The sequence below is a fragment of the Mesorhizobium sp. P2_D5 genome, assembly GCF_056404355.1.
In genome coordinates, this window is record NZ_JBFUEE010000001.1 from 280,900 (window position 1) to 305,953 (window position 25,054).

Annotated in this window: 30 protein-coding genes and 1 tRNA gene; 21 read left to right on the top strand and 10 right to left on the bottom strand. The window is 64.8% G+C overall.

Features of this window, described 5'->3' with window-relative positions:
* Positions 1 to 10 precede the first annotated feature (10 nt).
* Positions 11 to 883: a non-homologous end joining protein Ku gene (gene ku / locus AC1DYW_RS01345; protein ID WP_477224854.1), complete on the bottom strand. Its 873-nt coding sequence runs from the start codon at positions 881 to 883 to the stop codon at positions 11 to 13.
* Here ku and AC1DYW_RS01350 point away from each other — a divergent pair.
* The 5 genes from AC1DYW_RS01350 (at position 882) to AC1DYW_RS01370 (ending at position 3,880) form a co-directional block, all read left to right on the top strand.
* Entirely contained in the window at positions 882 to 1,211 is a 330-nt protein-coding gene (locus tag AC1DYW_RS01350) for a hypothetical protein (protein WP_477224855.1), read from the top strand. The two genes, ku and AC1DYW_RS01350, sit on opposite strands and share 2 nt — an antisense overlap.
* 50 nt (positions 1,212 to 1,261) lie before the next feature.
* Positions 1,262 to 1,402, top strand: a complete 141-nt coding sequence (locus tag AC1DYW_RS01355; RefSeq protein ID WP_095083793.1) for a hypothetical protein — start codon at positions 1,262 to 1,264, stop codon at positions 1,400 to 1,402.
* A gap of 265 nt (positions 1,403 to 1,667) precedes the next feature.
* Positions 1,668 to 2,054: a thiol-disulfide oxidoreductase DCC family protein gene (locus AC1DYW_RS01360; RefSeq protein WP_095083790.1), complete on the top strand. Its 387-nt coding sequence runs from the start codon at positions 1,668 to 1,670 to the stop codon at positions 2,052 to 2,054.
* 207 nt (positions 2,055 to 2,261) lie between these two features.
* Positions 2,262 to 2,636, top strand: a complete 375-nt coding sequence (locus tag AC1DYW_RS01365) for a YciI family protein (RefSeq protein ID WP_477224856.1) — start codon at positions 2,262 to 2,264, stop codon at positions 2,634 to 2,636.
* The gene (locus AC1DYW_RS01370) at positions 2,633 to 3,880 is read left to right on the top strand and encodes an RNA polymerase sigma factor (protein WP_477224857.1); all 1,248 of its coding nucleotides are present in this window, start codon (positions 2,633 to 2,635) and stop codon (positions 3,878 to 3,880) included. Before AC1DYW_RS01365 ends, AC1DYW_RS01370 begins: the two co-directional genes overlap by 4 nt.
* Before the next feature lie 20 nt (positions 3,881 to 3,900).
* On the opposite strand, the gene AC1DYW_RS01375 is transcribed toward AC1DYW_RS01370, so the two are convergent.
* The 6 genes from AC1DYW_RS01375 to hrcA all read right to left on the bottom strand — a co-directional run bounded on the left by AC1DYW_RS01375 (position 3,901) and on the right by hrcA (position 9,405).
* A complete protein-coding gene (locus AC1DYW_RS01375; protein ID WP_477224858.1) occupies positions 3,901 to 4,527 on the bottom strand; it encodes a glutathione S-transferase family protein in 627 nt (208 codons plus the stop codon).
* 180 nt (positions 4,528 to 4,707) lie between these two features.
* Positions 4,708 to 5,688: a cysteine synthase A gene (cysK, locus tag AC1DYW_RS01380; protein ID WP_095083779.1), complete on the bottom strand. Its 981-nt coding sequence runs from the start codon at positions 5,686 to 5,688 to the stop codon at positions 4,708 to 4,710.
* A 214-nt stretch (positions 5,689 to 5,902) separates the two neighbouring features.
* Complete coding sequence (locus tag AC1DYW_RS01385) at positions 5,903 to 6,520, bottom strand: LysE family translocator (RefSeq protein WP_095083777.1); 618 nt, start codon at positions 6,518 to 6,520, stop codon at positions 5,903 to 5,905.
* A 115-nt stretch (positions 6,521 to 6,635) separates the two neighbouring features.
* Entirely contained in the window at positions 6,636 to 8,006 is a 1,371-nt protein-coding gene (locus AC1DYW_RS01390; RefSeq protein WP_477224859.1) for a PQQ-dependent sugar dehydrogenase, read from the bottom strand.
* A gap of 92 nt (positions 8,007 to 8,098) precedes the next feature.
* Entirely contained in the window at positions 8,099 to 8,296 is a 198-nt protein-coding gene (locus tag AC1DYW_RS01395) for a hypothetical protein (RefSeq protein WP_095084361.1), read from the bottom strand.
* A gap of 23 nt (positions 8,297 to 8,319) precedes the next feature.
* Entirely contained in the window at positions 8,320 to 9,405 is a 1,086-nt protein-coding gene (gene hrcA / locus AC1DYW_RS01400; RefSeq protein ID WP_095083770.1) for a heat-inducible transcriptional repressor HrcA, read from the bottom strand.
* A 178-nt stretch (positions 9,406 to 9,583) separates the two neighbouring features.
* Here hrcA and rph point away from each other — a divergent pair, with 178 nt between their 5' ends.
* From rph to AC1DYW_RS01425, 5 genes are all read left to right on the top strand, one after another.
* A complete protein-coding gene (gene rph, locus AC1DYW_RS01405; protein ID WP_095083768.1) occupies positions 9,584 to 10,300 on the top strand; it encodes a ribonuclease PH in 717 nt (238 codons plus the stop codon).
* Between the two features lie 197 nt (positions 10,301 to 10,497).
* The gene (locus AC1DYW_RS01410; protein WP_477224860.1) at positions 10,498 to 10,908 is read left to right on the top strand and encodes a VOC family protein; all 411 of its coding nucleotides are present in this window, start codon (positions 10,498 to 10,500) and stop codon (positions 10,906 to 10,908) included.
* A 14-nt stretch (positions 10,909 to 10,922) separates the two neighbouring features.
* Positions 10,923 to 11,570, top strand: a complete 648-nt coding sequence (rdgB, locus tag AC1DYW_RS01415) for an RdgB/HAM1 family non-canonical purine NTP pyrophosphatase (protein WP_457150285.1) — start codon at positions 10,923 to 10,925, stop codon at positions 11,568 to 11,570.
* The gene (hemW, locus tag AC1DYW_RS01420) at positions 11,567 to 12,730 is read left to right on the top strand and encodes a radical SAM family heme chaperone HemW (RefSeq protein WP_457150264.1); all 1,164 of its coding nucleotides are present in this window, start codon (positions 11,567 to 11,569) and stop codon (positions 12,728 to 12,730) included. Before rdgB ends, hemW begins: the two co-directional genes overlap by 4 nt.
* Before the next feature lie 3 nt (positions 12,731 to 12,733).
* Positions 12,734 to 13,057, top strand: a complete 324-nt coding sequence (locus AC1DYW_RS01425; RefSeq protein WP_457150265.1) for a low molecular weight protein tyrosine phosphatase family protein — start codon at positions 12,734 to 12,736, stop codon at positions 13,055 to 13,057.
* 115 nt (positions 13,058 to 13,172) lie between these two features.
* Here the strand turns inward: AC1DYW_RS01425 and AC1DYW_RS01430 are convergent, their stop codons facing one another.
* Together AC1DYW_RS01430 and AC1DYW_RS01435 are read right to left on the bottom strand one after the other, a co-directional pair.
* Positions 13,173 to 13,361, bottom strand: coding sequence for a hypothetical protein (locus AC1DYW_RS01430; protein ID WP_457150266.1), 189 nt, complete (start codon positions 13,359 to 13,361; stop codon positions 13,173 to 13,175).
* 7 nt (positions 13,362 to 13,368) lie between these two features.
* Positions 13,369 to 13,554 (bottom strand): hypothetical protein, encoded by a 186-nt coding sequence (locus AC1DYW_RS01435; protein WP_457150267.1) that lies wholly within the window; start codon positions 13,552 to 13,554, stop codon positions 13,369 to 13,371.
* Between the two features lie 148 nt (positions 13,555 to 13,702).
* Between AC1DYW_RS01435 and rsmI the strand changes: the two genes are divergently transcribed.
* Complete coding sequence (rsmI, locus tag AC1DYW_RS01440) at positions 13,703 to 14,614, top strand: 16S rRNA (cytidine(1402)-2'-O)-methyltransferase (protein WP_477224861.1); 912 nt, start codon at positions 13,703 to 13,705, stop codon at positions 14,612 to 14,614.
* Entirely contained in the window at positions 14,589 to 14,984 is a 396-nt protein-coding gene (locus AC1DYW_RS01445) for a YraN family protein (RefSeq protein ID WP_477224862.1), read from the top strand. Before rsmI ends, AC1DYW_RS01445 begins: the two co-directional genes overlap by 26 nt.
* Before the next feature lie 261 nt (positions 14,985 to 15,245).
* Here AC1DYW_RS01445 and AC1DYW_RS01450 read toward each other — a convergent pair whose 3' ends face one another.
* Positions 15,246 to 16,052 (bottom strand): undecaprenyl-diphosphate phosphatase, encoded by an 807-nt coding sequence (locus AC1DYW_RS01450; RefSeq protein ID WP_477224863.1) that lies wholly within the window; start codon positions 16,050 to 16,052, stop codon positions 15,246 to 15,248.
* A 160-nt stretch (positions 16,053 to 16,212) separates the two neighbouring features.
* Between AC1DYW_RS01450 and AC1DYW_RS01455 the strand changes: the two genes are divergently transcribed.
* From AC1DYW_RS01455 to AC1DYW_RS01495, 9 genes are all read left to right on the top strand, one after another.
* Positions 16,213 to 16,905, top strand: coding sequence for a glutathione S-transferase family protein (locus AC1DYW_RS01455; protein ID WP_109667600.1), 693 nt, complete (start codon positions 16,213 to 16,215; stop codon positions 16,903 to 16,905).
* Positions 16,886 to 18,040 carry a tRNA epoxyqueuosine(34) reductase QueG gene (gene queG, locus AC1DYW_RS01460; protein WP_477224864.1) on the top strand — a complete coding sequence of 385 codons (1,155 nt, stop codon included), beginning with the start codon at positions 16,886 to 16,888 and terminating at the stop codon, positions 18,038 to 18,040. The genes AC1DYW_RS01455 and queG overlap by 20 nt, the downstream gene beginning before the upstream one ends.
* On the top strand, positions 18,037 to 18,939 hold the full coding sequence (locus tag AC1DYW_RS01465; protein WP_477224865.1) for an SDR family oxidoreductase: 903 nt from the start codon (positions 18,037 to 18,039) through the stop codon (positions 18,937 to 18,939). Before queG ends, AC1DYW_RS01465 begins: the two co-directional genes overlap by 4 nt.
* A gap of 64 nt (positions 18,940 to 19,003) precedes the next feature.
* On the top strand, positions 19,004 to 20,095 hold the full coding sequence (mepA, locus tag AC1DYW_RS01470; RefSeq protein WP_477224866.1) for a penicillin-insensitive murein endopeptidase: 1,092 nt from the start codon (positions 19,004 to 19,006) through the stop codon (positions 20,093 to 20,095).
* A gap of 188 nt (positions 20,096 to 20,283) precedes the next feature.
* Entirely contained in the window at positions 20,284 to 21,330 is a 1,047-nt protein-coding gene (locus tag AC1DYW_RS01475; RefSeq protein WP_477224867.1) for a glucokinase, read from the top strand.
* An 81-nt stretch (positions 21,331 to 21,411) separates the two neighbouring features.
* Positions 21,412 to 23,271, top strand: coding sequence for an ABC transporter ATP-binding protein (locus AC1DYW_RS01480; protein ID WP_477224868.1), 1,860 nt, complete (start codon positions 21,412 to 21,414; stop codon positions 23,269 to 23,271).
* Complete coding sequence (gene dapB / locus AC1DYW_RS01485) at positions 23,268 to 24,080, top strand: 4-hydroxy-tetrahydrodipicolinate reductase (RefSeq protein WP_477224869.1); 813 nt, start codon at positions 23,268 to 23,270, stop codon at positions 24,078 to 24,080. Before AC1DYW_RS01480 ends, dapB begins: the two co-directional genes overlap by 4 nt.
* 47 nt (positions 24,081 to 24,127) lie before the next feature.
* Positions 24,128 to 24,748 carry a 2,3-bisphosphoglycerate-dependent phosphoglycerate mutase gene (locus AC1DYW_RS01490; protein ID WP_477224870.1) on the top strand — a complete coding sequence of 207 codons (621 nt, stop codon included), beginning with the start codon at positions 24,128 to 24,130 and terminating at the stop codon, positions 24,746 to 24,748.
* Positions 24,749 to 24,832: 84 nt separating this feature from the next.
* A tRNA-Leu gene (locus AC1DYW_RS01495) sits at positions 24,833 to 24,917 on the top strand.
* Positions 24,918 to 25,054: the final 137 nt, after the last annotated feature.

Genomic DNA, 25,054 nt, shown 5'->3' on the forward strand with positions numbered 1-25,054 from the left:
TCTCTGATCCTCAGGCCGATTTGCGCTTGGACGCTCCGGCTTTCGGCTTGGTGCGTCTGGCCGCGGGTTTTGCTTTTGCCGGCGTGGAAGCCTCCGATGCAACGGCATCCGAAGACAGGCTCTTCTTCAGCGCGTCGAACAGATTGACGACGTTTGACGGCTTGGGCTCTGCCTTGGCCTTCGGCGCCTTCCTGCCGGCCTTCCTGGCCCGGATCAACTCCAGCAACGCGTTCTCATATTTGTCCTCGAACTGCGAGGGATCGAACTTCGCCTTCGTCTTGTCGATGATCCGTTCGGCTAGATCGGTCATCTCCGGGTTGCTCTTCACATCCTTGATGTCGCCGAAGACGGAGTCCGGTTCGCGCACCGTGTCGTCGTAGCGCAGCGTCGTCAGCACCATGCCCATGCCGCGCGGTTCGATCACCACCGGGCGTTCGCGGTTGTAAAGCACGATGCGCGCCAGCCCGGCCATCTTCTTGTCCGCCATCGCATCGCGGATGACGGCAAAAGCCTCTTCCGACACCTTGTCGGCCGGCGTCACATAGTAGGGGGTGTCGAGATAGATCTGCTGCATCGAGGATTTGTCGACGAAACCGTCGAGCGCCATCGTGTGCGAGGACTCGATCTGCACCGCCTCGATCTCGTCTTCCTCGATGCGGACGAAGTCGCCGTCATTGACTTCATAGCCCTTGATCTCATCCCCCTCGCGCAACGGCTTGCCATTTTCTGCGTCGACATAGATGCGCTTCACGGTGTTGCCGGTCTTGCGGTTCAGCACCCGGAACGAGACTTTCTCGGCGTGGGTGACGACGTTGGTCAATTCGACGGCACAGGTGACCAACGACAGCTTCAGATAACCCTTCCAGGCCGGACGCGGCGCCATGACAATTCCCTTCGCAACAGGTCTCGAAATCCAGAACGACTGGAGCCTGTTCCAGTTCCGTCACCGATCCCTGTCGGGATGCGAGGCTGGGATTTCCGGGGCTGCGTCGGCCAGCAAGGAAATTTCGCCAGCGCGGCAAGAATTGAAACAGAACCGCGCGCAGGCGACATTCAAACGAAACATATGTGATGCAAAAGTCACATTGGCCGAAATGTCGGCGGACCACACGGAAAGACCCCGAATCAGCCGCATTCCGGCCACGAACCAAGGCCTTTTCGACCAGATATTAACATCGTGTTCACCGACTATTCACGCCTCGACGCTATGATGCCCGCAATTCGGAAGGGACATCCGAAAATCGGGACAGGGACAGGTAAAATGAACTTCCTCACGCACCTCATCGGCTATGCCGCCGCCATCCGCGAATTCGTTGCGCCGACCTATCGGCCGGAGCGCTACTACATGCGCGGCCCCGGCCCGGCCAGCGCCCGTCGCGGCAATTCGTTGAGCGCGCGCTGACCATGACCTTCGAGAGCCGCCACGACAGCCGGATCTGCCGGCCGGCCGCCGAATCCCGCGCCACCACCTATCGCGCCGAGCGTCCCGCTCTCGCCGACAGGCGGCGTGCGACATCGCCTCGGCTTTGATACCGCCTCCGGCTGGCTTAGTTCCTAGGGCATAAGCAGCCGAGGCCCACGTGACCGACCCTTCCTGTCCAAGTCGGCCCCATTCAAGTCGACCCAAGTCCACCCGTCCCTCCGACCCCCTTGATCGCAGCCATCCGTTGATCGTGTTTGACGGCGTCTGCGTGCTGTGCTCCGGCTTCGTGCGCATGGTGGTCAGGCTCGACCGTCAAGGCCGCTTCCGCTTCGCCACCGCGCAGTCGCCGTTCGGAGAAGCGCTGTTCAGGCAACACGGGCTGCGCACGGATTCCTACGAGACCAATCTCGTCCTGATCGACGGCATCGCCTTCACGCAGCTAGACAGCTTCGTTGCCGTCATGGCGGAGCTCGGCTGGCCGTGGCGGGCGGCCAAGGTCCTGTTGCTGCTGCCGCGCCCGCTGCGCAACTGGCTTTACGACCGCATCGCCGAAAATCGCTACGCCCTGTTCGGCAGGAAGGACAGTTGCGGCATTCCTCCTGCCGAACTGCGCGAGCGGTTCCTGGGCTGAAAGCGCGGCTCTGGGAGCAGCGAATGAGGCGTATCATTGTCGGCTACGGCACCTCCATGGGTGCGGGCGATCACAAAACAGTTGGCGGCTTGCGCAAAAAGCCGCCGCAGCCGAAAGTTTTTTCCGCAGCCTGTCGAAATCGGGCACTGCCGCGCGACATACGTCCGGCTCGCAACGACGCGGCCTTCGAAACCACGGGAGATGATCATGCAGTATCTGCTTCTTATCTATTCCAGCGAAGCCGGAATGGCGGCCGCGCCCAAGGAGGCGATCACCCAGATGAGCGCCGCTTATGGCGCCTATACCGAAGCGATGAAGAAGGCCGGTGTGTTCGTGGCCGGTGAGCGATTGAAACCAACGAAGATAGCAACCACCGTACGGGTGGCCAACGGCAAGACCAATGTGATTGACGGCCCCTATGCCGATACCAAGGAGCAACTCGGCGGCTACTATTTGATCGAGGTGCCCGACATGGACGCGGCTATCTCGTGGGCGGCACGCTGTCCCGGTGCCAGCGCCGGCACAATGGAAGTGCGGCCGATCTGGCCGATGGCCGAATACATGACAACATACGCTGCATGAAGGCTGTCGGGTCAGACGCTGCCCGGGCGGTCGCCGAGGCCGCCGCCCGGCAGAGCTACGGCAAGCTGGTTGCCTGGCTCGCGGCGCGCTCGCGCGACGTGGCTGCGGCCGAGGATGCGCTGGCCGATGCCTTTGCCGCAGCGCTCGAACACTGGCCGCGAACCGGCGTGCCTGAAAAGCCGGAAGCCTGGCTGCTGGCCGTGGCAAGGCGCCGGCGCGTCGATGCAGTGCGGCGCCGGCTGACCAGCGAGGCCGGCCGCGATCATCTCAAGCTGATTGCAGAGGAGGCGGAAGCGCGCATGACCGACGAAGAGCTGCCCGACGAACGGCTGCGGCTGATGTTTGCTTGCGCGCATCCGGCGATCGAATCGGGTGTGCGGGCGCCGCTGATCCTGCAGACGGTCCTGGGGTTGGACGCAGCCACCATCGCCTCTGCCTTCCTGGTCTCGCCCGCAACCATGGGCCAGCGGCTGGTGCGCGCCAAAACCCGCATCCGGGAAACAGGCATTCCGTTCCGAGTGCCTGAACGGGCCGAACTCGGCGAGCGGCTGGACGCGGTCCTGGAAGCCATCTACGCCGCTTTCGCCGAAGGCTGGTCCGATCCGGCCGGCACCGAGACGCAGCGCCGCAACCTGGCGACCGAAGGCATCTGGCTCGGCCGGCTGGTGGCTTCGCTGATGCCGGATGAGCCGGAGGTGCTCGGCCTGCTTTCGCTCATGCTGTTTGCCGAGGCACGCCGCCCGGCGCGGCGCGATGCGGCCGGAGAGTATGTGCCGCTCGCCGAGCAGAAGTGCGCGGAATGGGACGCGGCCTTGATCGAGGAAGCGGAATCCCTGCTGCGCCGAGCCGCCACCATGGGCGTCATAGGCCGTTACCAGCTCGAAGCGGCCGTACAATCCGTCCATGCGGCGCGACGGCTGACCGGCCTGACCGACTGGGCCGCGATCCGCAATTTCTACGATGCGCTGTCAGTCATCGTCGGATCGCCGGTGGTGGCGATCAACCGCGCGGTGGCGATCGCGGAGGCTGAAGGCGCTGTGGCGGGGCTGGCGGCTCTTTATGTGTTGGGCGACGACAAGCGGCTCAACGACTATCAGCCTTATTGGGCGGCGCGTGCCGGTCTCCTGGCCAGGCTGGGTCAGGTGCCGCAGGCGATCGAGGCCTATGACCGGGCGATCGGCCTTGAGCGCGACCCGGCGGTGCGCCGGTTCCTGCAGGGAAAACGGGCAGCCCTCAGACATTAAGCCTCGCCGTCGGCAGTCGTTCAGGCCGGCCACATCTCATGGGACGTGTTGAGCGTCTTCATCAGCGGATGTTCGCGCAGTCCGGCCCACAGGCGTTCCACATTCGGCCACGCCGCGCGAGCCCTGTCGGGGTCGGGATGCCAGGCCACTAGCATGACGAGGTAGATGTCGGCCACCGACATTCGGTCGCCCACCAGCCAGTCGCGGCCCTTGAGCGCCGCATCGAGGACGGCGAAGCCGCGATCCATTTCGGCGATGGCCGCTTGCTTGACGGCCTTCGTGCCTTCGGCATCGGTCGTATAGCGATGGGCGTAGTAGAGCCGCAGGATTGCCGGATAGAGCACGGACGACATGAAGGCCATCCAGCGCAGGAAGTCAGCGCGGGCCGGCGCGTCGACCGCCGGCGCCAGGCCGGCATCGGGGTGACGCTCGGCAAGCAGGATGCAGATCGCCGCCGATTCGGTCATCGAGCTTCCGTCCGGCAAGGTCAGCACCGGCACCTGGTTCAAGGGACTGATGTCGACAAATGCCGGATCGGGCCTGTCCGTCTTCGGCACGTCGATCTGCTCGAACGGCGCGTTCGCCAGCGCCAGCGCGGCCTCGACGACGAAGCCGCCGCTGCCCGGACGGGTATAGAGCTTGTACATGAAATTTCTCCCCGGCCTGCGCAAAGCAGGCCGGTTACGATTTGCACGGGAAGCAGGTTCTGCTCAAGCCGATGCCGGCCGCCACCAGAGGTTTTTCCAGCGGTCCAGGCCGAACGGTGCAGAAACCTTTGATGTCGGCGCGAAGGATCGCGCCGGTCCTATTCTCGAGATAGCGAGACCCTACGCCCCCAACCCCTCGAACAGGATCGTCGACAGATAGCGTTCGGCGAAGGACGGGATGACCACGACGAGGTTCTTGCCCTTGTTCTCCGGCCGCGAGCCGACGACGATTGCCGCCTGCAGGGCGGCGCCCGACGAGATGCCGACCGGCACGCCTTCGAGGCGGGCGACGAGGCGGGCATTGGCGACCGAATCCTCGTTCGAGACCTTGACGATCTCGTCATAGATCGTGGTGTCGAGGATTTTTGGCGCAAATCCGGCGCCGATGCCCTGGATCTTGTGCGGGCCGGGCTGGCCACCCGACAGCACCGGCGAGGATTCCGGCTCGACGGCAACGACATGCACCGAGGGCTTGCGCTTCTTCAGCACCTGGCCGACGCCGGTGATGGTGCCGCCGGTGCCGATGCCGGCGACGAAGATATCGACCTCGCCATGCGTATCGTTCCAGATTTCCTCGGCCGTCGTCGTGCGATGGATTTCCGGGTTGGCGGGGTTTTCGAACTGCTGAGGGATGATGGCATTGGGGATCGTCGCCGCCAGCTCGTCGGCCTTGGCGATGGCGCCCTTCATGCCTTTGGGACCTTCGGTCAGCACCAGCTCGGCGCCGAGCAGCGCCAGCATCTTCCTGCGCTCGATCGACATCGTCTCCGGCATCGTCAGGATCAGCTTGTAGCCCTTGGCGGCCGCGGCGAAGGCAAGCGCGATGCCGGTATTGCCGGAGGTCGGCTCGATCAGCGTGGTCTTGCCGGGAGAAATCTTGCCGGCTGCCTCCAGCGACTCGATCATCGCCACGCCGATGCGATCCTTGACCGAGGCGATCGGATTGAAGAATTCGAGCTTGGCGATGAGATTGGCGACGATCCCCTTTTCCTTGGCGAATTTGTCGAGCCGCACCAGCGGCGTGTCGCCGATCGTGTCGGTGATGGAATCGTAGACGCGGCCGCGACCGGGCACGCGGGCAGGGGTGACGGGCTTGTTCATTGGTTTCGCTCCCAGAACTTCAGGCAAGTGAGAATTTCAGGCAAGTGGAGGACTTCAGGCAAGTGGCACTGCAACCGCCAAGATAGGACCTTCGGTCGCGCAAGATAGACTGTCGGCCGAAAATATCGAGTGGGACCCATGTCTAAAACATAGGGCTCCCGGAAAAGCATTTCCCGGAAAAGCCTGACCCTGGAATGATTTGGCCGAAAGAGGCCTACTGACGGGCGGCAATCGCCGCCGCGGCGCCGACCATGAAGCCGGCGGCGGTGCGGTTCAGCGCCTTGAGCGCGCGCGGCGATTTCAAGAACCAGCGCGCCTTGGCCGCGAGCGCCAGGTAAGGCACCAGCACCACCAAAAGCACGACGATCGTCAGCGCGACGAGAATGCCGTAATCGGCCAGCGTGATGGTCTTCAGGTCGACGATGGTCGGCGTGATGGCGAGGTAGAAGATCATCGTCTTCGGATTGCCAAGCGTGACAGTGAGGCCGGCGAGGAAGCTCGAGACCAGCCCGCCCTTGCCTTTCTTCGCCTCGACCGTTTCGGGCGTGATGCCGCTGGTCCAGAAGCGCCAGCCCAGGAAGGCGAGGTAAGCGACGCCGAGCCATTTGATGGCGAGAAACACCATGCCGAAGGTCTGCGCGACGAAGGCGAGGCCCAGCACCACGGCGGTCAGATAGGTGAGATCGCCAAGCATCAGGCCAAACGACATGGCCAGCGACGAACGGAAGCCTGAGCCGAGCGCCCGCGCGACGAGCGCGGTAACGCCGGGGCCGGGAATGGCGGCGGCGATGCCGAGGGCGGCACTGTAGGCGAGGAAGCCGGTAAGGGTCATGGTTGCGGCCTTGCGCGACGCTGTTGCAACGACGCCTTATGGCACAAGGTCAGCCATGCGGGAATTCCCCCTGAAGCCGGATTCGATTGCACCACGCCGGCGTGCGACCATGCTGTCAGGAACGGCCGCCACTATAGGTGACGCGCCAGATGGTTCCGTTGCCGTCCTCGGTCACGATCAGCGCGCCGTCTCGGGCCACCGCGACGCCGACCGGTCGTCCCCACACCTCGCCGTTGGAGACGACGAAGCCGGTGATGAAGTCCTCGTACTCGCCGGTCGGCTTGCCGTCCTTGAACAGCAACCTCACCACCTTGTACCCGGTTCGGTTGCCGCGATTCCATGAACCGTGCAAGGCGACGAAGGCATCGCCTTTGTATTCGGCCGGAAAGCCGGAACCGAGGGCCAAGTCCTTTCTGTCGTAGAAGGCGATGTTGAGCGGCGCCGAGTGCGCCTGCATCAGCACATCGGGAATGGTCGCCTTGCCGGCAAGATCGGGGCGCTCGCCCTTGTGGCGTGGATCCTCGTTGTTGCCGATGTAATACCAGGGCCAGCCATAGAAAGCGCCGTCCTTGACCACAGTCGCATATTCGGACGGCACATTGTCGCCGAGTGCATCGCGCTCGTTGACGACGCACCACAGCGCCCCGGTCGCCGGCTGGACCGTCATGCCCGAACAGTTGCGCAAGCCGGTGGCGACGATGCGGCCATTCTTGCCGTCGGGGTCGAAGGCCAGCACGTCGGCACGGCCGTCCTCGGACCCCCAAGCAGCACCCAGCGGCTGCGACCTCGTCCAGGCGTCGAGGCCGCCATCCGGCTCCCTTGCCATGCCCTCGGCGACGTTCGATCCCGAGCCGACCGACAGATAGAGCGTCTTGCCGTCCGGCGAGAAGACGATGTCGCGGGTCCAGTGATGATTGGCAGGGATGTTGTCGACGATGGTTTCCGGATCACTGGCCGCCTTCAGGTCACCATTGCGGTAGGCAAAGCGCACGATGCTGTCACTGTTGGCGACATAGACCCATTGCGGGTCGTTGCCTGGCGGGTAGAAGGCGATGCCGTGGGGCTGGTTGAGATCGCCGGCAAAGATGCCGTCCTTCGCCGGCTTCGCGCTGCCCTCGGCAAGGCGATAGACGCGGATCTGGTTGGCTTCGCTGTCGGCGACGAACAGGTCGCCATTCGGCGCGGTGCGCACGACGCGCGGATTGTCGATGCCCGACGTGATCAGCTCGGCTGAAAAGCCCGGTGGCAAGATCGGCTCGGCGTCTGCCGGCCTGTCGGCGAGGCCGGCGCCGTTTGAGGCGGATTTGGTGACGTAAGGCCTGGGCAGATCTTGCGGCTTGATCAGGCGGCGCACCCCCGGCCTGTCGGCACGCCAGTCGCCGAAGGCGGCCGCGCCTTTCAGCACTGGCTGCTCTGCCTGCTGGGCCAATGCCGCGGTCGTGAGAAACAGTGCGGCGGGAAACGCCAGCCCGGCCAATCGGATCATTTCGTCCTCCACCTTGTCGCGAAGGAATCAACGGCCTGTTTGTTCCTCGGTTCCGCCTCACACGATGAGTTGAGGTGAAACGGTCTCCAGCCTCAGGTGCCGGCGGCGTAGAAATCGTCGTCAAGGCGCTTTTCCAGTGCGACGAGATCGGCCGGCAGCGGCAGGCCCATGGCGCGCATTTCCTGCAGTTTCTCGCGCAACTGCTCCTGGATTTCGTGCTGGTCCTCCGGCTGGTTGACCATTTCCTCGAGCAACAGACTGATCCGGGCCTTGAATTCTTCGAGCGCCATCGTCGTCTCCTCGGTTACCCAGTTCAACGCAGCATGCGGGAAATCAGCTGCGCCGTATAGTCGACCATTGGCACGATGCGGGCATAGTTGAGCCGGGTCGGGCCGATGACGCCGAGTGCGCCGACGACGCGGGCGTCCTTGTCGCGATAGGGTGCGACGACGAGCGACGAGCCCGACAGCGAAAACAGCTTGTTTTCCGAACCGATGAAGATGCGCACGCCCGATCCCTGTTCGGCCAGGTCAAGCAGCTGGATCAGCCCGTCCTGCGTCTCCATGTCCTCGAACAGGTGGCGCAACAGTTCGATGTCGGCCTGGGCGGTGACGTTTTCGAGCAGGTTGGCGCGGCCGCGCACGATGAGCCGTGCCGGCAGGCCGCTCTCTGCACCGGCCCACACCGCCAGCCCCTTCTCGACCAGGTCTTGCGACAGCGTGTCGAGTGCGGCCCTGGTCTCTTCCTTGATGCGGGCAATCTCGATCCGCGCCTCGGCCAGCGTGCGGCCGCGAATATGGGCGTTGAGGAAGTTCGAGGCTTCGTGCAACTGCGAGACGGTGATGCCGGCCGGCAACTCGACGACGCGGTTTTCGACGTCGCCGTTTTGCGACACCAGCACCGCCAGCGCCTTGGTCGGCTCGAGCTGGATGAATTCGATGTGCTTCAGTGCCACCTCGTTCTTGGCGGCCAGCACCAGGCCGGCGCCTCGCGACATGCCCGACAGCATCTGGCTGGCCTCGGTCAGCATATGTTCCAGCGTCGCACCCGAGCCGGACGCGCGCACCTGCGCCTCGATGGTGCGGCGCTCCTCGTCGGAGAGGTCGCCGAGTTCCATGAAGGCATCTACGAAGAAGCGCAGGCCGGCCTGCGTCGGCAACCGGCCGGCGGAAATGTGGGGGGCATAGATCAGGCCGAGATGCTCGAGGTCGCTCATCACGTTGCGGATGGTGGCGGGCGACAGTGAGGACGGCAGGATGCGCGACAGGCTGCGTGATCCCACGGGTTCGCCGTCCTTCAGGTAGGAATCGACGATGCGCCGGAAGATGTCGCGCGAACGCATGTCGAGCGACTGCAGCGCAGGTGACAGCAGACTGGGTTCGGCAACTGCCTTGGTCATTAGGCCAAAAACCTCCGGCCCAAGGATATAGACTTCACCATGGTCCGCGCAACCCGGTGTCTGTATCAGATCACCCAGGTGTCTGAAGTCAGATCACCGGCCATTTTCCTTTGCGCCACGCGCCCCATGCGGTTACAAGCCGGCCAAGAATCCGAAAAATGACGGGAAAGAAGCCTGAATGCGCCCCTCCAAACGCCAATTCGACGAAATGCGCGCCATCTCCTTTGAGCGCGGCGTCTCCAAGCATGCAGAAGGTTCATGCCTGGTGAAGTTCGGCGACACCCATGTCCTGTGCACCGCCAGCCTCGAGGAGAAAGTACCGGGCTGGATGCGCAATTCCGGCAAGGGCTGGGTCACGGCGGAATACGGCATGCTGCCGCGCTCGACGGGCGAGCGCATGCGCCGCGAGGCTTCCGCCGGCAAGCAGGGCGGCCGCACGCTGGAAATACAGCGGCTGATCGGCCGCTCCTTGCGTGCCGTCGTCGACCTGCAGGCGCTGGGCGAGCAGCAGATCACCGTCGACTGCGACGTCATCCAGGCCGATGGCGGCACCCGCACGGCCTCGATCACCGGCGGCTGGGTGGCGCTGTATGATTGTCTGCGCTGGATGGAAGCCCGCCAGATGGCCAGCGTCGCCAAGGTGCTGAAGGACCATGTCGCGGCGATTTCCTGCGGCATCCATGACGGCCAGCCGGTCATCGACCTCGATTATCTCGAAGATTCCTCGGCCGGCACCGATGCCAATTTCGTCATGACCGGCAAGGGCGGCATTGTTGAGATCCAGGGCACCGCCGAGGGCGAGCCCTTTTCCGAGGACCAGTTCGCCGACCTGATGGGCCTGGCCAAGAAAGGCATCCAGCGCCTGGTCAGCCTGCAGCAGATGGCGGTGGTTTAGGCCTGGTTTGTATTGATGAGGTTGGCGATCCTTCCCACCCCCCTCCGACCTGCCGGCCATCTCCCCCGCAAGGGGGGAGATCGGCTGTGGTCCTGGGTTTGGCCAACCACCAACGTTGCAAGCTGCGAGCCGGCGTTGACGCTTCCAATCTCCCCCCTTGCGGGGGAGATGCCCGGTAGGGCAGAGGGGGGTGCCTCGTGATTCCTTCCGCCATCCTTGAATCAGCCCTCTACGTCACCGACCTCGGCGCTGCTGAGCAGTTCTACACTGATATCCTCGGCCTCGACCTGCTCGGCAAGGTCGACGGCAGGCACCTCTTCTTCCGCTGCGGCTCCGGCGTATTGCTCATCTTCAACGCCGAGGCGACGAAAGTGCCGCCGGCGCCCGATGCGAGACTGAAAGTGCCGCCGCACGGTGCGGTCGGCGAGGGTCATCTCTGTTTTGCGGCCAGCGCCGACGAGATCGAGCGCTGGAAAACGCATCTCGAGGCGAAGAAGATCGCCATCGATAGCGAATTTGAATGGCCGCAAGGCGGACGTTCGATCTATATACGCGACCCCTCGGGCAATTCGATCGAGTTCGCCGAGCCACGGATCTGGGGCATATGATGCATTCGCCAACCATTCACTCGCTTGATGGAAAAAAGATCGTCGTCGCCAGCCACAATGCCGGCAAGCTGCGCGAATTCGCCGATTTGATGGGGCCGTTCGGTTTCGAAGCGAAATCGGCCAAGGACTATGGCCTGCCGGAGCCGGACGAAACCGGCACCACCTTCGAGGAGAACGCCTACATCAAGGCATTTGCCGCCGCCCAGGCCACCGGCCTGCCGGCGTTGTCCGATGATTCCGGCCTGTGCGTCGACGCGCTCGACGGCGCGCCTGGCGTCTACACCGCCAACTGGGCCGAAACCCCTGACGGTTCGCGCGATTTCGCCATGGCCATGCAACGCACCGAAGTGGCGCTGCAGGAAGTCGGTGCCGCCTTGCCGCAACAGCGCAAGGGGCGCTTTGTCGCCGTCATCTGCCTGGCCTTTCCCGACGGTGATGCCGAGTATTATCGCGGCGAGGCAGAAGGCACGCTGGTCTGGCCGCCGCGCGGCGACCTCGGCTTCGGCTACGACCCGGTGTTCCTGCCCAACGGCTTTGAAAAGACCTTCGGTGAGATGAGCGCCGAGGAAAAACATGGCTGGAAGCCCGGCCAGCCGACGGCGCTGTCGCACCGCGCCCGCGCTTTCCAGAAATTCGCCGAAGCGAGATTGGGTTCGGCATGAGCATGCTGCTCGACCGGGCGCCCGGTTTTGGCGTCTACATCCATTGGCCGTTCTGCGCGGCCAAATGCCCTTACTGCGACTTCAACAGCCATGTCCGCCACCAGCCGGTCGACCAGGAGCGCTTTGCCAGCGCCTTCGAGGCCGAGCTCGCGACCATGCGCCGGCGCACCGGGCCGCGCGAAGTGACCAGCATTTTTCTCGGCGGCGGCACGCCGTCTCTGATGAAGCCGGAAACCGTGGCCAGGATTCTGGACGCCGTCGCGAAGAACTGGAAGGTGCCCGATGGCATCGAGGTGACGCTGGAGGCCAATCCATCCTCGGTCGAGGCCGAACGGTTTCGCGGCTATCGGGCAGCAGGCGTCAACCGCGTCTCGCTCGGCGTGCAGGCGTTGAACGACAAGGATTTGCGCTTTCTCGGCCGGCTGCACAATGTCGAGGAAGCGCTGCATGCCATCGGCCTGGCGCGTGAGATCTTCCCGCGGCTGTCCTTCGACCTGATCTATGCCCGGCCCGGCCAGACACCGGAGGCCTGGCAGGCCGAGCTTGAACAGGCGATCAGCCATGCCGCCGATCATCTGTCGCTCTACCAGCTGACCATCGAGGAAGGCACGCCTTTCCACGCGCTGCATGCGGCAAAGAAATTTATCATCCCCGACAATGACCAGGCCGCCGACCTCTATGCGCTGACGCAGGAGATCACCACGACGCACGGCCTGCCGGCCTACGAGATTTCGAACCACGCCAGGCCTGGCGCCGAAAGCCGGCACAATCTCACCTATTGGCGCTATGGCGAATACGTCGGTGTCGGACCCGGCGCGCATGGCCGCTTTGTTGAAAACGGCCGCCGCACAGTGACGATCGCCGAGCGGATGCCGGAAACCTGGGCCAATCTGGTCGAAGCCAAGGGCCATGGCGTCACCGGCGGCGAGATCCTGACGCGCTCCGAGGAGGCCGACGAGTTCCTGCTGATGGGCCTGCGGCTGGCCGAAGGCATCGATCTCTCCCGCTACGAGGCGTTCTCCGGGCGCGGCCTGTCGAGCGCACGGTTGGCGGTGCTGCAGGGCGAGGGGCTGGTGGCGCCGATCGGCAACGCCCGGCTCCGCGCCACGCCGGCCGGCATGATCGTGCTCGACGCGGTGGTGGCGGATCTGGCGCGCTAACCCTTGAAGAACGTGCTCTTCGTCTGCAGCCAGAACCGCTTGCGCAGCCCGACCGCCGAGCAGGTGTTTTCCAAGCGCAGCGATATCGAGGTTGAGTCGGCCGGAACAAACCACGACGCGGAAACGCCGCTGACGCATGAGCTCGTCGCCTGGGCCGATATCATCTTTGTCATGGAAAAGGCGCACCGCGCCAAATTGCAGAAGAAATTCAAGGCCAGCCTGAAGAAGGCCCGTGTCATCTGCCTCGACATCCCCGATGACTATGAATTCATGGACCCGGTGTTGGTCCAGCTTCTCGAGGCGAAGGTCCCGCGATATCTCGGCTGAATGAGGCCGAGCATTTGCAACTACGCTTTGTCAGCCTCGCGCTTGACCCGGATCCATGCCGCGATCGTTGGCGAGGAATGCGACGGCAGAATTCTGAACCGTCACAACCTCTGCGCTAGGCGTCGTGCTTGTGGCGGTGTTTGGCGCGGTCCTTCTCGGCGTGCGAGTCTCCGGAGCGGACCGGCTTGGCGTCGTCCTTGTCGCGGCGGGCGCGATGCTGGTCACCTACTTGGGATAGCGGCACGCCGTTACGGGCGTTTTTCGTTTCAAGACGGGTGATGAAGATATCGAAGCGATTGGGCATCGTTCGGTCAGTGCTCCGTCGTGCTGTCTGGTTTGTTGTCGGAAAGCCTGACATTCGTCGGCAAGGCGCTCGTGGTCCGCTTGGTCAGGCTGGTGTCGGTCTTGGCAGGCAGGCACTTGTCCTTGGCCGCGGCAACGCGTTTGCGGCCGGCATAGTAGGGTTCGAAAGCGTCCTGTATTTTTAGGCTGTCCATCCTGTCCTCCTCCTCGGGAATCAGGGGGTAAATCTGCCGAACCCGGTTTCGTTCCCTACTGTGGCAAAGGAATGGCAGGCGGACCCAGCGTGAGCTTTTGCAAGCCGGCGTCAGCCGTGCCAAACAGGGTTTGAACGGAGATGCATCGGTGACCGGCGAGACGAGCAAGCGCAGCTATGTGGTCGGGCAGACCGAGATCGCGGCCCGGCCGCTCGAGGCGGCGCTCTATCTGGTGGCGACGCCGATCGGCAATCTCGCCGACATCACGCTGCGCGCGCTGGAAACGCTGGCCGCCGCCGACATCGTCGCCTGCGAAGACACGCGGGTGTCGCGCGTGCTGCTCGACCGCTACGGCATCCGCCGCCGCACGACGGCCTATCATGAGCACAATGCCGGCGAGGCCGGACCCAAGCTGATCGCGGCACTTCAGGCCGGACAGAGCGTGGCGCTGATTTCCGATGCCGGCACGCCACTGGTGTCCGATCCCGGCTACCGGCTGGTCGGCGAGGCGCTCGACCATGGCATCCGCGTCGTGCCGATCCCCGGTCCGTCGGCGCCACTTGCCGCGCTGACCGCATCTGGCCTGCCGTCGGACGCCTTCCTGTTCGCCGGCTTCCTGCCGGTCAAGACCGGGCAGCGGCTGACGCGGCTCGAAGCCCTGAAGGCCGTGCCGGCGACGCTGATCTTCTTCGAATCGCCGCGCCGGCTGGCCGAATCCCTCGGCGCCATGGTCGAGGCCCTCGGCGGCGACCGAAAGGCCGCGATTGGCCGCGAGCTGACCAAGACGTTCGAGGAGATGCGCACCGGCACGCTGCAAGTGCTGGCCGACCACTATGCGGCGGCCGATACGCCGAAGGGCGAGATCGTCGTCTGCGTCGGTCCCGCCGAGGCCAGGGCCGACGAGCCTGAAGATATCGACCGCCTGCTGTTGTCGCTCGCTGCCGAAATGCCAGCCTCCAAGGCTGCGGCTGAAGCCGCGAAAATGACCGGCGGCCAGAAACAGGCGCTCTATCGGCGATTGCTGGAGCTTAAGGATGCCGCTGGAGAAGGCGGTGGCTGAGCGCCCGAGCGCCAGCCGTCAAAAAGCCTATCGGCGCGGCCATCGCGGCGAATGGCTGGCGGCGGCAGCGCTGATGTTCAAGGGCTACCGGATCCTGGCGCGCCGCCACCGCACCCGCTTCGGCGAGATCGACCTGATCGCACGACGCGGCGACCTCGTCCTGTTCGTCGAGGTCAAGGCCCGCCGCACGCTGATCGAAGCCATGGAGGCGATCGGCCATGAATCGGAGCGCCGCATCGAGGCGGCGGCCGACATCTGGCTGTCGCGCCAGTCCGACTATGGCAGGCTGTCGATGCGCTTCGACATGGTCGCGGTGCTGCCCTGGCGCTGGCCAGTGCATGTGGAGAATGCGTTTTATGGGCGGAATTAGAGTAGGCTTCTGAAGACGACTCGTTGCCGAAGTTGGCGCCGCCCCTCATCCGCCTACCGGCACCTTCTCCCCGTATAGGGACGGGGAGAAGGGAGATGGCCGCAACGCCGGCTCCTTTTTTGTAACGCTGACGATTGGCGAAACGATAGATGAGAGCGCCCCTCGCCCCGTCCTATACGGGGAGAGGATGCCGGCAGGCAGGTGAGGGGCAGCGGTGACGGCCGGTGAGATGAGAACTCCAACCGAAGCGATTGCCGTAGCTCAACCCCAGATCATCAACGCCACCAGCCCGACGCCACCGACCACCAGCCGCCACCAGCCGAACAGCGAGTAGCCGTTGCGCGAGACGTAATCGAGCAGGAAGCGTACGACGATGAGCGCCGCGACGAAGGCGGCGACGAAGCCGATGGCGATGATCGGCAGGTCGGCGCTGCTCAGCACGTTGCGGTTCTTGAACAGGTCGAAGGCAAAGGCGCCGACCATCGTCGGGATGGCGAGGAAGAAGGAGAACTCCGCCGCCGCCCGCTTGTCGACGCCCAAGAGCAGCGCGCCGACGATCGTCGACCCCGAGCGCGACGTGCCGGGGATCAGCGACAGGCACTGGAAAAGCCCGATCTGCAGGTAAAGCCGGGTTGGGAAGCGCTCAACGTCGCGGTAGACCGGCTTGAGGTTCATGCGGTCAACCGCCAGCAGCACGACGCCGCCGATGATCAGCATGATGCAGATCAGCCTTGGCGATTCGAAGAGCACCGTCTTGATGAAATCATGAGCCAGCGCGCCGATGATCGCCGCCGGCAGGAAGGCGATCAGGATGCCGATGACGAAATGTCGTGTCAGCCGGTCATGCGGCAGGTCGAGCAGCATTTGCCACAGGCGGCGGAAATAGACGCTCAGGATCGCCAGGATGGCGCCGAGCTGGATCAGGATCTCGAAGGCCTTGCCGGTTGAATGGAAGCCGAGGAAATGGCCGGCGAGCAGGATATGACCGGTCGACGAGACCGGGATGAACTCGGTCAGCCCCTCCAGCAGGCCGAGCAGCAGGGCTTCGACGATGGTCTGGCTTTCCATGGCTACCTCGGCATTGGCGTGACGGCTAACAGAACGGCTTGCTTGTCATGGCCTGCAAGTCCCCCTATAGGTCGCAACACCCTGACGGCCCGCTAGGCGGGCGGCCAAGACTTACCGGTGCGACCGGCGATTCGCCAGTGCGCTTTATCATCGCGGAACCATGCTGACGCTTTTCCACCACCCCATGTTCGCCACCTGTCGCTTCGTCCGCCTCGCTTTTGGCGAGTACGGCGAGGAGCTGGCCCTGATCGAGGAAAAGCCGTGGACGCGGCGCAAGGAGTTCCTGGCGCTGAACCCGGCCGGCACGCTGCCGATCCTTTTGGCCGAAGGCGACGTGCCGATCGTCGGCGCAACCGTCATATCGGAATATCTCGATGAGACGCGCGGCGTCTTGAAGCGCGACAAGCGGCTGTTCGCCGAGGACCCGATGCAGCGCGCCGAAATCCGCCGGCTGATCGACTGGTACCTCAACAAGGCCGAAAGCGAGGTCACCCGCCATCTGGTGCGCGAACGCGTGCTGAAGCCGGTGATGCCGGAAACGGCGGGCGGCGGCTCGCCCGATTCGGGCGCGATCCGTGCCGCCCGCGCCAACATCCGCCAGCACATGAAATACACCAATTGGCTCGCCGGCACCCGCCATTGGCTGGCCGGCAGCAGGGTCACCTATGCCGATCTCGCGGCCGCCGCGACGCTGTCGGTGCTCGATTATCTCGGCGAGATCGACTGGCGCGAGCACGCCGCGGCCCGCGAATGGTACACGCGGGTGAAGTCGCGGCCCTCCTTCCGGCCGCTTTTGACCGACCGGGTGCGCGGCTTGTCGCCGGTGTCGCATTATGCGGACCTCGACTTCTGACGCCGCAAAACTGCGCGCGCTGATCGACGCTGAGGCGCATCGCGCCGGCTTCGATGCCGTCGCCGTCACCACACCCGATGCGATCCCGCTCGCGCCTGCGCGCCTGGCCGAATTCGTCGCCGACGGCTTTCACGGTTCGATGGGCTGGATCGCCGAGACGCTTGAGCGCCGCAGCGAACCGACGGCACTGTGGCCGCAGGTGCGCTCGATCATCGTGCTGGCGATGAATTACGGTCCCGACCATGATCCGCGCGAGGTGCTGGCCAAGCACGACCGTGGCGCCATCTCGGTCTACGCGCAGAACCGCGACTATCACGAAGTGATGAAGGGCCGGCTGAAGGAAATCGCCGGCAAGCTCGTGGCGCGTGCCGGCGGTGACGTGAAGGTGTTCGTCGACACCGCACCGGTGATGGAAAAGCCGTTGGCTGAGGCCGCAGGGCTTGGCTGGCAAGGCAAGCACACCAACCTGGTCAGCCGCGAGCATGGCTCCTGGCTGTTCCTAGGCACCATCTTCACCACAGCCGAACTCGTGCCCGACCGGGCGGAGATCGACCATTGCGGTTCCTGCCGCGCCTGCCTCGACGCCTGCCCGACCGATGCCTTCCCGGCACCCTACCGCCTCGATGCGCGGCGCTGCATCTCCTATCTCACCATCGAGAACAAGGGGCCGATCCCGCACGAATTCCGCGAAAAGATCGGCAACCGCATCTATGGCTGCGACGACTGCCTCGCCGCTTGCCCGTGGAACAAGTTCGCCCGGGCGGCTTCCGAGGCAAAACTCGCCGCGCGCGACGATTTGCGCGAGCCGCCGCTTGGCCAGCTGCTGCAACTCGACGACACAGCCTTCCGCGCCTTCTTCTCCGGTTCGCCGATAAAACGCATCGGCCGCGATCGTTTTGTCCGCAACGTGCTGATCGCCGCCGGCAATTCCGGCGATGCCACACTTGCCGGTCCCGTCCGTGCCTTGCTGGACGACGCTTCGCCGCTGGTGCGCGGCGCGGCAATATGGGCGCTGGCGGGGCTGGTGCCCGATGCCGAATATTCCGAACGGGCAGCTATCGGCCTGAAATCCGAGGACGACGAGGCCGTGCGCGACGAATGGCGTCTGGCGCGGCCAACCAGGGTGCATGCATGAGCGAAAAGCAGATCTTCATCTTCGGCGCCGGCTATTCTGGCCAGGCTTTTGCGCGCGCCAACAAGGGTGCCGCCAGGATCTTCGGGACGACGCGTTCGCGGGATAACCTCGAGACGCTGCGGCAGGCCGGCATCGCACCGCTGCTGTTCGACGGCGCGCTGACCGGCGAAATCGGCGATGCGCTGGAAAAGACAACGCATCTGGTGGTTTCGGTCGGCCCGGAAGAGGCGGGTGATCCCGTGCTGAATGCCGCCCGCGCGGCGATCGTGGCCGGGATGCCGGCGCTCGCATGGATCGGCTATCTCTCGACCGTCGGTGTCTACGGCAATTATGACGGCGCCTGGGTCGATGAAACGGCCGAATGCCGGCCGGTGTCGAAGCGCTCGGTGATGCGGGTGGCTGCCGAACAGGACTGGCTGGAATTGGGCCGGGAGATCCACCGACCGGTGGCGATCCTGCGCCTGTCGGGCATCTACGGCCCGGGCCGCAACGCCCTGGTCAATCTGGAAAACGGCACCGCGCGGCGGCTGGTCAAGCCCGACCAGGTGTTCAACCGCATTCATTGCGACGACATTGCCGGTGCCCTCTGGCAGCTTATCGGCGGCAATACCGGCGGCATCTTCAACGTCACCGACGACCTGCCCGCGCCGCCACAGGATGTCGTCGCCTATGCCGCGGCGCTGATGGGCATCACACCGCCGCCCGAAATTCCCTTCGACGCCGCCCAACTTTCGCCCATGGCGCGCTCCTTCTATGGCGAGAACAAGCGTGTCGCCAACGCGGCGATCAAGGCGGCGGGTTATTCCCTGCGTTTTCCGGATTACCGCGCCGCCTTCGACCATATGTGGGCCAGCGGCGATTGGCGCGATGGCGAGCCGCGCAGCCCGATGAAGCGCTAATCATCGAAGCGGCGCGCGTAGCGTGCTATGATTCGGCCTTGGATTGCGGTGGGGATCCGGTTTCATGAAAACAGCGACGCGGCGATCTCTCGGCAGGAAATCACTGCTGGCCACAGCGCTCGGCCTGTTCGCGCTGGCCGGGCTCGCCGCGCAGCCGGCCGCGGCCGAGGAACGGGCGAAGGATCTGTTCGGCGCCAAGAAGCTGCCGGCGGCGACCGCAGCGCAATCCATTGGCTTCTATTCCAAGGGCTGTTTTGCCGGCGGCGTCGCCATTCCCATGGATGGGCCGACCTGGGAGGTGATGCGGCCGTCGCGCAACCGTCGCTGGGGCCATCCGGCGATGATCGCGGTGATCGAGAAACTGTCGCGCGACGCCGCGACCGATGGTTGGCCGGGCCTGCTGATCGGCGACATTTCGCAGCCGCGCGGCGGCCCGATGATGACTGGCCATGCCTCGCACCAGATCGGCCTCGATGCCGACATCTGGTTGACGCCGATGCCCAGCTCTCCCCTGTCGATGGCGCAACGCGAGAGCATCAGCGCCACCTTGATGGTCGACGAGAAGACCCATCTGGTGAAGGACGCGTTGTGGACGCCGGCACATACAAGGCTTTTGAAGCGGGCGGCGAGCTTTCCCGAGGTCGAACGCATCCTGGTCAATCCCGGCATCAAGAAAAAGCTCTGCGACACCGTCAAGGGCGATCGTGACTGGCTGCGCAAGATCAGGCCGTTCTGGGGCCACGACTATCATTTCCACATGCGCATCGGCTGCCAGCCGGGCTCGCCCAACTGCAAGGCGCAGGAAGCGACGCCTGCCGATGACGGCTGCGGCAAGCCGCTCGCCTGGTGGTTCACGCAGGAGCCCTGGCGCCCCAACAAGAACCCGGATGCGCCGAAGGCTCGTGACCTGATGACGATGGCGAACCTGCCGAAGGAATGCCGCGCCGTACTCGACGCGCCGGGGCCAGCGTCTGCCGAGGCGGCAACCTATTATGGCGGCGCTGTGCCGGTCGCGGCCGCGGCGCCCGAGCCCGAAGCGCCTTCGCTGCCCGCCGCCACTACCAGTGGTGCGGCCGGCTTGCCGGCCTCGGTGAATGCTTTCACCGAGACCCCCGAGATCGGCATCCCGCTGCCGCGGCCACGGCCGGGAAACTGACCGCTGCAGCTTTTATCCAGGGTTGAACCGGTTTAGCCGGGCCGTTTTTGCGAAATAGTGGCCGTTTGGCCGCAGAACCTGTCTCACCGTGACACCGGCCTCGAAAACCGTTTCCCTTTTCAAACTCATGCGCTAGTCAACGGGAGAACGGCGTTGCGCCGTCGCGGGCGCCGGGGACGGACGAGAGCATGCCAAGCACGGGCGATGACGATACTTTGTTGCGGTTTCCGATTCTGATCGGCGACATTGGCGGCACCAATGCGCGCTTCTCGATCGTGCTCGACGCCAATTCCGAGGCCGGCGAGCCGACCATTGTGCAGACCGCCAATTACAACACCATCGACGAGGCGATCCAGGCTGCCGTGCTCGACCGCTCGTCGGTCCGCCCCAATTCGGCGGTGCTGGCGGTGGCCGGCCCGGTCGACGGCGACGAGATCGAGCTCACCAACTGCCCGTGGATCGTCAAGCCCAGGCAGATGTTCGCCAGCCTCGGCTTGAGCGACATCGTCGTGCTCAATGATTTCGAGGCGCAGGCGCTGGCCGTCGTCGCGCTCGGCGAGGAGCACATGGAAAAGATCGGCGGCGGCACGCCGGAGCCAAATGCCGGGCGCGTCGTGCTCGGCCCCGGAACCGGGCTCGGCGTTGCCGGGCTGGTCTATGCGCTTCGCCACTGGATACCGGTGCCGGGCGAGGGCGGCCATATGGACATCGGCCCGCGCACGCCGCGCGATTTCGAGGTTTTCCCGCATATCGAGAAGCTCGAGGGCCGCATTTCGGGCGAGCAGATCCTGTGCGGACGCGGCCTCGTCAACGTCTACCGGGCGGTGGCCAAGGCGGACGGCAAGCCTGCCCCCTTCACCACGCCGGCGGAAGTCACCGCCGCGGCACTGGCCAAGACCGATCCGGTTGCCGAAGAGGCGGTGGAGACCTTCGTCACCTGCCTCGGGCGCACCGCCGGCGATCTTGCGCTGGTGTTCATGAGCCGCGGCGGCGTGTTCCTCACCGGCGGCATCGCGCAGAAGATCGTGCCGGCGCTGAAAGCCGGCAATTTCCGTGCTGCCTTCGAGGACAAGGCGCCGCACAGCGCGCTCATGCGCACCATGCCGGTCTATGTGATCACCCATCCGCTGGCAGCGCTTTTGGGCCTTGCCGCCTATGCCAGAAACCCCTCGCTCTTCGGAGTCCAGACCGCGGACCGCCGCTGGCGCGACGAAGTTAGTCACCCCAAGGCATAGGCAAGCCGGCCCCTTGGCGCTAAGAGAAGTGCCGAATCGCAACCCGGCCACGGGAAGCAGGAACCTGTGAAGCGCTCCGATTTGACATTTCAGATACCCAACAAGCCGAAAGTCACGCCCCGTGCGGTCACGGCGGTGCTCCGCCGCATTATCGCTGAAAACGGCCGTGATTACCGCTGGTCTTATGCTTTTGCCGCTGCCTGCCTGATCGCGGTGTCCGCGACGACCGCCTTCACCGCCTGGGTCATGAGCCCCGTCGTCAACTCGATATTCTATGAACGACGCGGCGATCTGATCGTGTGGATTTGCGCCGCCATCATGGCGGCCTTCCTCGTGCGCGGTTTCGCCGGTTACGGCCAGGCGGTGACGCTGGCCAAGGTCGGCAACAATCTGGTGGCGCGCTACCAGAAACGCCTCTTCGACCATCTGATGAAGCTCGGCGTCGGCTTTTTCAGCGACACGCGTTCGGGCCGGCTGGCTGCCCAGATGAACGAGAACGTCAACGGCATCCGCGACCTCCTGTCGATGACGCTCACGTCGATCGCGCGCGATGGCGTGACGTTGCTCGGCCTTCTTGGGGTCATGATCTACCAGGATCCCGTTCTCTCCCTGAGCTCCCTGCTGATCGGACCGCCGCTGATCTGGACTGTCACCTATCTGATGCGCCGGGTGCGCCGCATCACCCGCGAATCGGTGCAGATCAATTCGCGGCTGATCGGCGCCGTGCAGGAGGCCACGCAAGGCATTGCCATCGTCAAGGCCTTCACCATGGAAGAGGAGCTGTCGCGCCGCATCGGCGCGCTCGCCGACAGCGCCGAGCAGCGGGGAAACAAGATCGCCCGCGTCTCGGAACGGCTGGCGCCGATCTCCGACATGCTGGCCGGTCTTGCCGTCACCGGTGTCATCGCCTATTCCGGCTACCGGGCGATCGTTCTTGGACAGCCGCCGGGTGCGGTCTTTTCCTTCATCACCGCGCTGTTGCTCGCCTATGATCCGGCACGGCGGCTGGCGCGCATGCAGGTCGGCATGGAACGCGCACTGGTCAATGCACGCATGATCTACGAACTTCTCGATCTCGAGCCGCAGCAGGGCGACACGCCGGGAGCCGCAGAGGCCAGGTTCACCACCGGCGAAGTGCGTTTCAACAACGTGTCCTTCCGCTACGTCGAGGAGGCACCGGTGCTGCAGGACCTGAGCTTCGTCGCCGCAGCCGGCAAGATGACCGCCATCGTCGGCGCCTCCGGCGCCGGCAAGACGACGCTGGTGGCGCTGCTGCAGCGCTTCTACGACGTCGAGGCGGGAACGATCGAGATCGACGGCCAGGACATTTCCAAGGTCACCAAGCACTCGCTGCGCAGCTCCATCGCCTATGTCTCGCAGCAGCCCTATCTGTTCGAAGGCACCATCCGCGACAACATCCGCTATGGCCGGTTGAATGCCACCAACGCCGAAATCGAACAGGCCGCGCTGCAGGCCGAGGCCGATGGCTTCATCCGCCAGCAGCCGCAGGGCTACGACACGCCCGTCGGCGAAAACGGCGTGACCCTGTCGGGCGGCCAGCGCCAGCGCGTGTCGATCGCCCGCGCCATCGTGCGGCAGGCGCCGATCCTTCTGCTCGACGAGGCGACTTCGGCGCTCGACAACGAGGCCGAGGCGCGGGTCCAGGAAGCGCTGATCCAGGTCATGGAAGGGCGCACCACCATCGTCATCGCGCACAGGCTGTCGACGGTGGTCAATGCCGACCACATCATCGTGCTGGAACAGGGCCATCTGGTCGAACAGGGAACGCATGCCTCGCTGATGGCCGATCCGCACAGCGTCTATGCCCGCTTCCACCGGGTACAGGGCAAAAAGGGGCTGGGGCTTGTCGACGACGCCAAGCCAATCCAAACTCCGTCGCCGCGCAGCCGCGCGAAAAAGGCGGTCGGGAGACCTTCATGAGCGATATGGGCCTGGTCGTGGTGGGTGCTGCCGGCCGCATGGGGCAGACGCTGATCCGCGCCATCCACACAATTCCGGGCGCCCGGGTCATCGGCGCCGTCGAGCGTGCCGGCTCACCCTATCTGGGCAAGGATGCCGGCGAACTTGCCGGCGTCGGCCGCATCGACGTGCCGATCGGCGACGACCCGCTGCCGGTCTTCGCCAGGGCCGACGGTGTGCTCGATTTCACCACGCCGGCCTCGAGCGTCGAATTCGCCGGCTACGCGGCGCAGGCGCGCATCGCCCATGTCATCGGCACCACCGGCTGCTCGGCCGACGATGACGCCAAGATCGCGGCGGCGGCGCGCCACGCGACGATCGTCAAGTCGGGCAATATGAGCCTCGGCGTCAATCTTCTGGCGGTGCTGGTCGAACAGGCGGCGCGCGCCCTCGACGCCGACGATTTCGACATCGAGATCCTCGAAATGCACCACAAGCACAAGGTCGACGCACCGTCGGGCACGGCGCTGCTGCTCGGCGAGGCCGCCGCCGCCGGGCGCGGCATCGCGCTCGCCGGCAACGATGTGCGCGTCCGCAACGGCCACACCGGCGTACGCAAAACCGGCTCGATCGGCTTTGCCTCGCTGCGCGGCGGCTCGGTGGTCGGCGACCACAGCGTGATGTTGGCCGGCACCGGCGAGCGCATCACCCTGTCCCACCACGCCGAGGACCGCGCCATCTTCGCCCGCGGCGCCGTCAAGGCGGCGCTATGGGCGCGCAGCCGCAAGCCGGGACTGTATTCGATGCGGGACGTGCTCGGCCTCAGCTGAGCGGCCAATCTGCCAACCTGCCTATCTGGCAATTTGAAGGAGCAAACATGTCGAGAACCCTCGTGCTCGTACGCCACGGCCAGAGCGAATGGAACCTGAAGAACCTGTTCACCGGATGGCGCGACGTCGACCTGACCGAACTGGGCCACGCCGAGGCCAAGGCCGCCGGCCAAAAACTCAAGGCGCGCGGCCTGAAGTTCGACATCGCCTTCACCTCGGCGCTGATCCGGGCGCAAAAAACCTGCCAGCACATTCTCGACGCCGTCGACCAGAGCGATCTGACGACCATCCGCGACCAGGCGCTGAACGAGCGTGACTATGGCGACCTGTCCGGCCTCAACAAGGACGATGCCCGCAAGAAATGGGGCGAGGAGCAAGTGCATATCTGGCGCCGCTCCTACGACGTGCCGCCGCCCGCCGGCGAAAGCCTGAAGGACACCGGCGCGCGTGTCTGGCCCTACTACCTGCACGACCTGCAGCCGCACGTGCTGCGCGGCGGCACCGTGCTGGTCGCCGCGCACGGCAACTCGCTGCGCGCGCTGATCATGGCGCTGGACGGCAAGTCCGGCGAGGAGATCGTCAAGCTGGAACTCGGCACCGGCGTGCCGGTCATCTACACGCTTAACGCGGATTCGACGGTGGCTTCCAAGGAAGTCCTGGAGAACTGAGGGCTCCTTAAGCCGGCAAGCGAGCAATGGCTTAAAAAACCGCGTTGACACACATCGCTTGCCCGCTTACATGAGCCCGCACCAGCCCAGATGGCGGAATTGGTAGACGCGCACGGTTCAGGTCCGTGTTCCGCAAGGAGTGGAGGTTCGAGTCCTCTTCTGGGCACCAAATTCCCGTTTCGAACCATTCGACGGTTCAGAGACCCAAAGGAAAAGCCCGGTTCGTCCGGGCTTTTTCTTTGCCGCCAACCTCTCCTCCCGGCTAGGCGCTGAACAAACCGCTTCAAACTCTGCGACCGCTTCGGT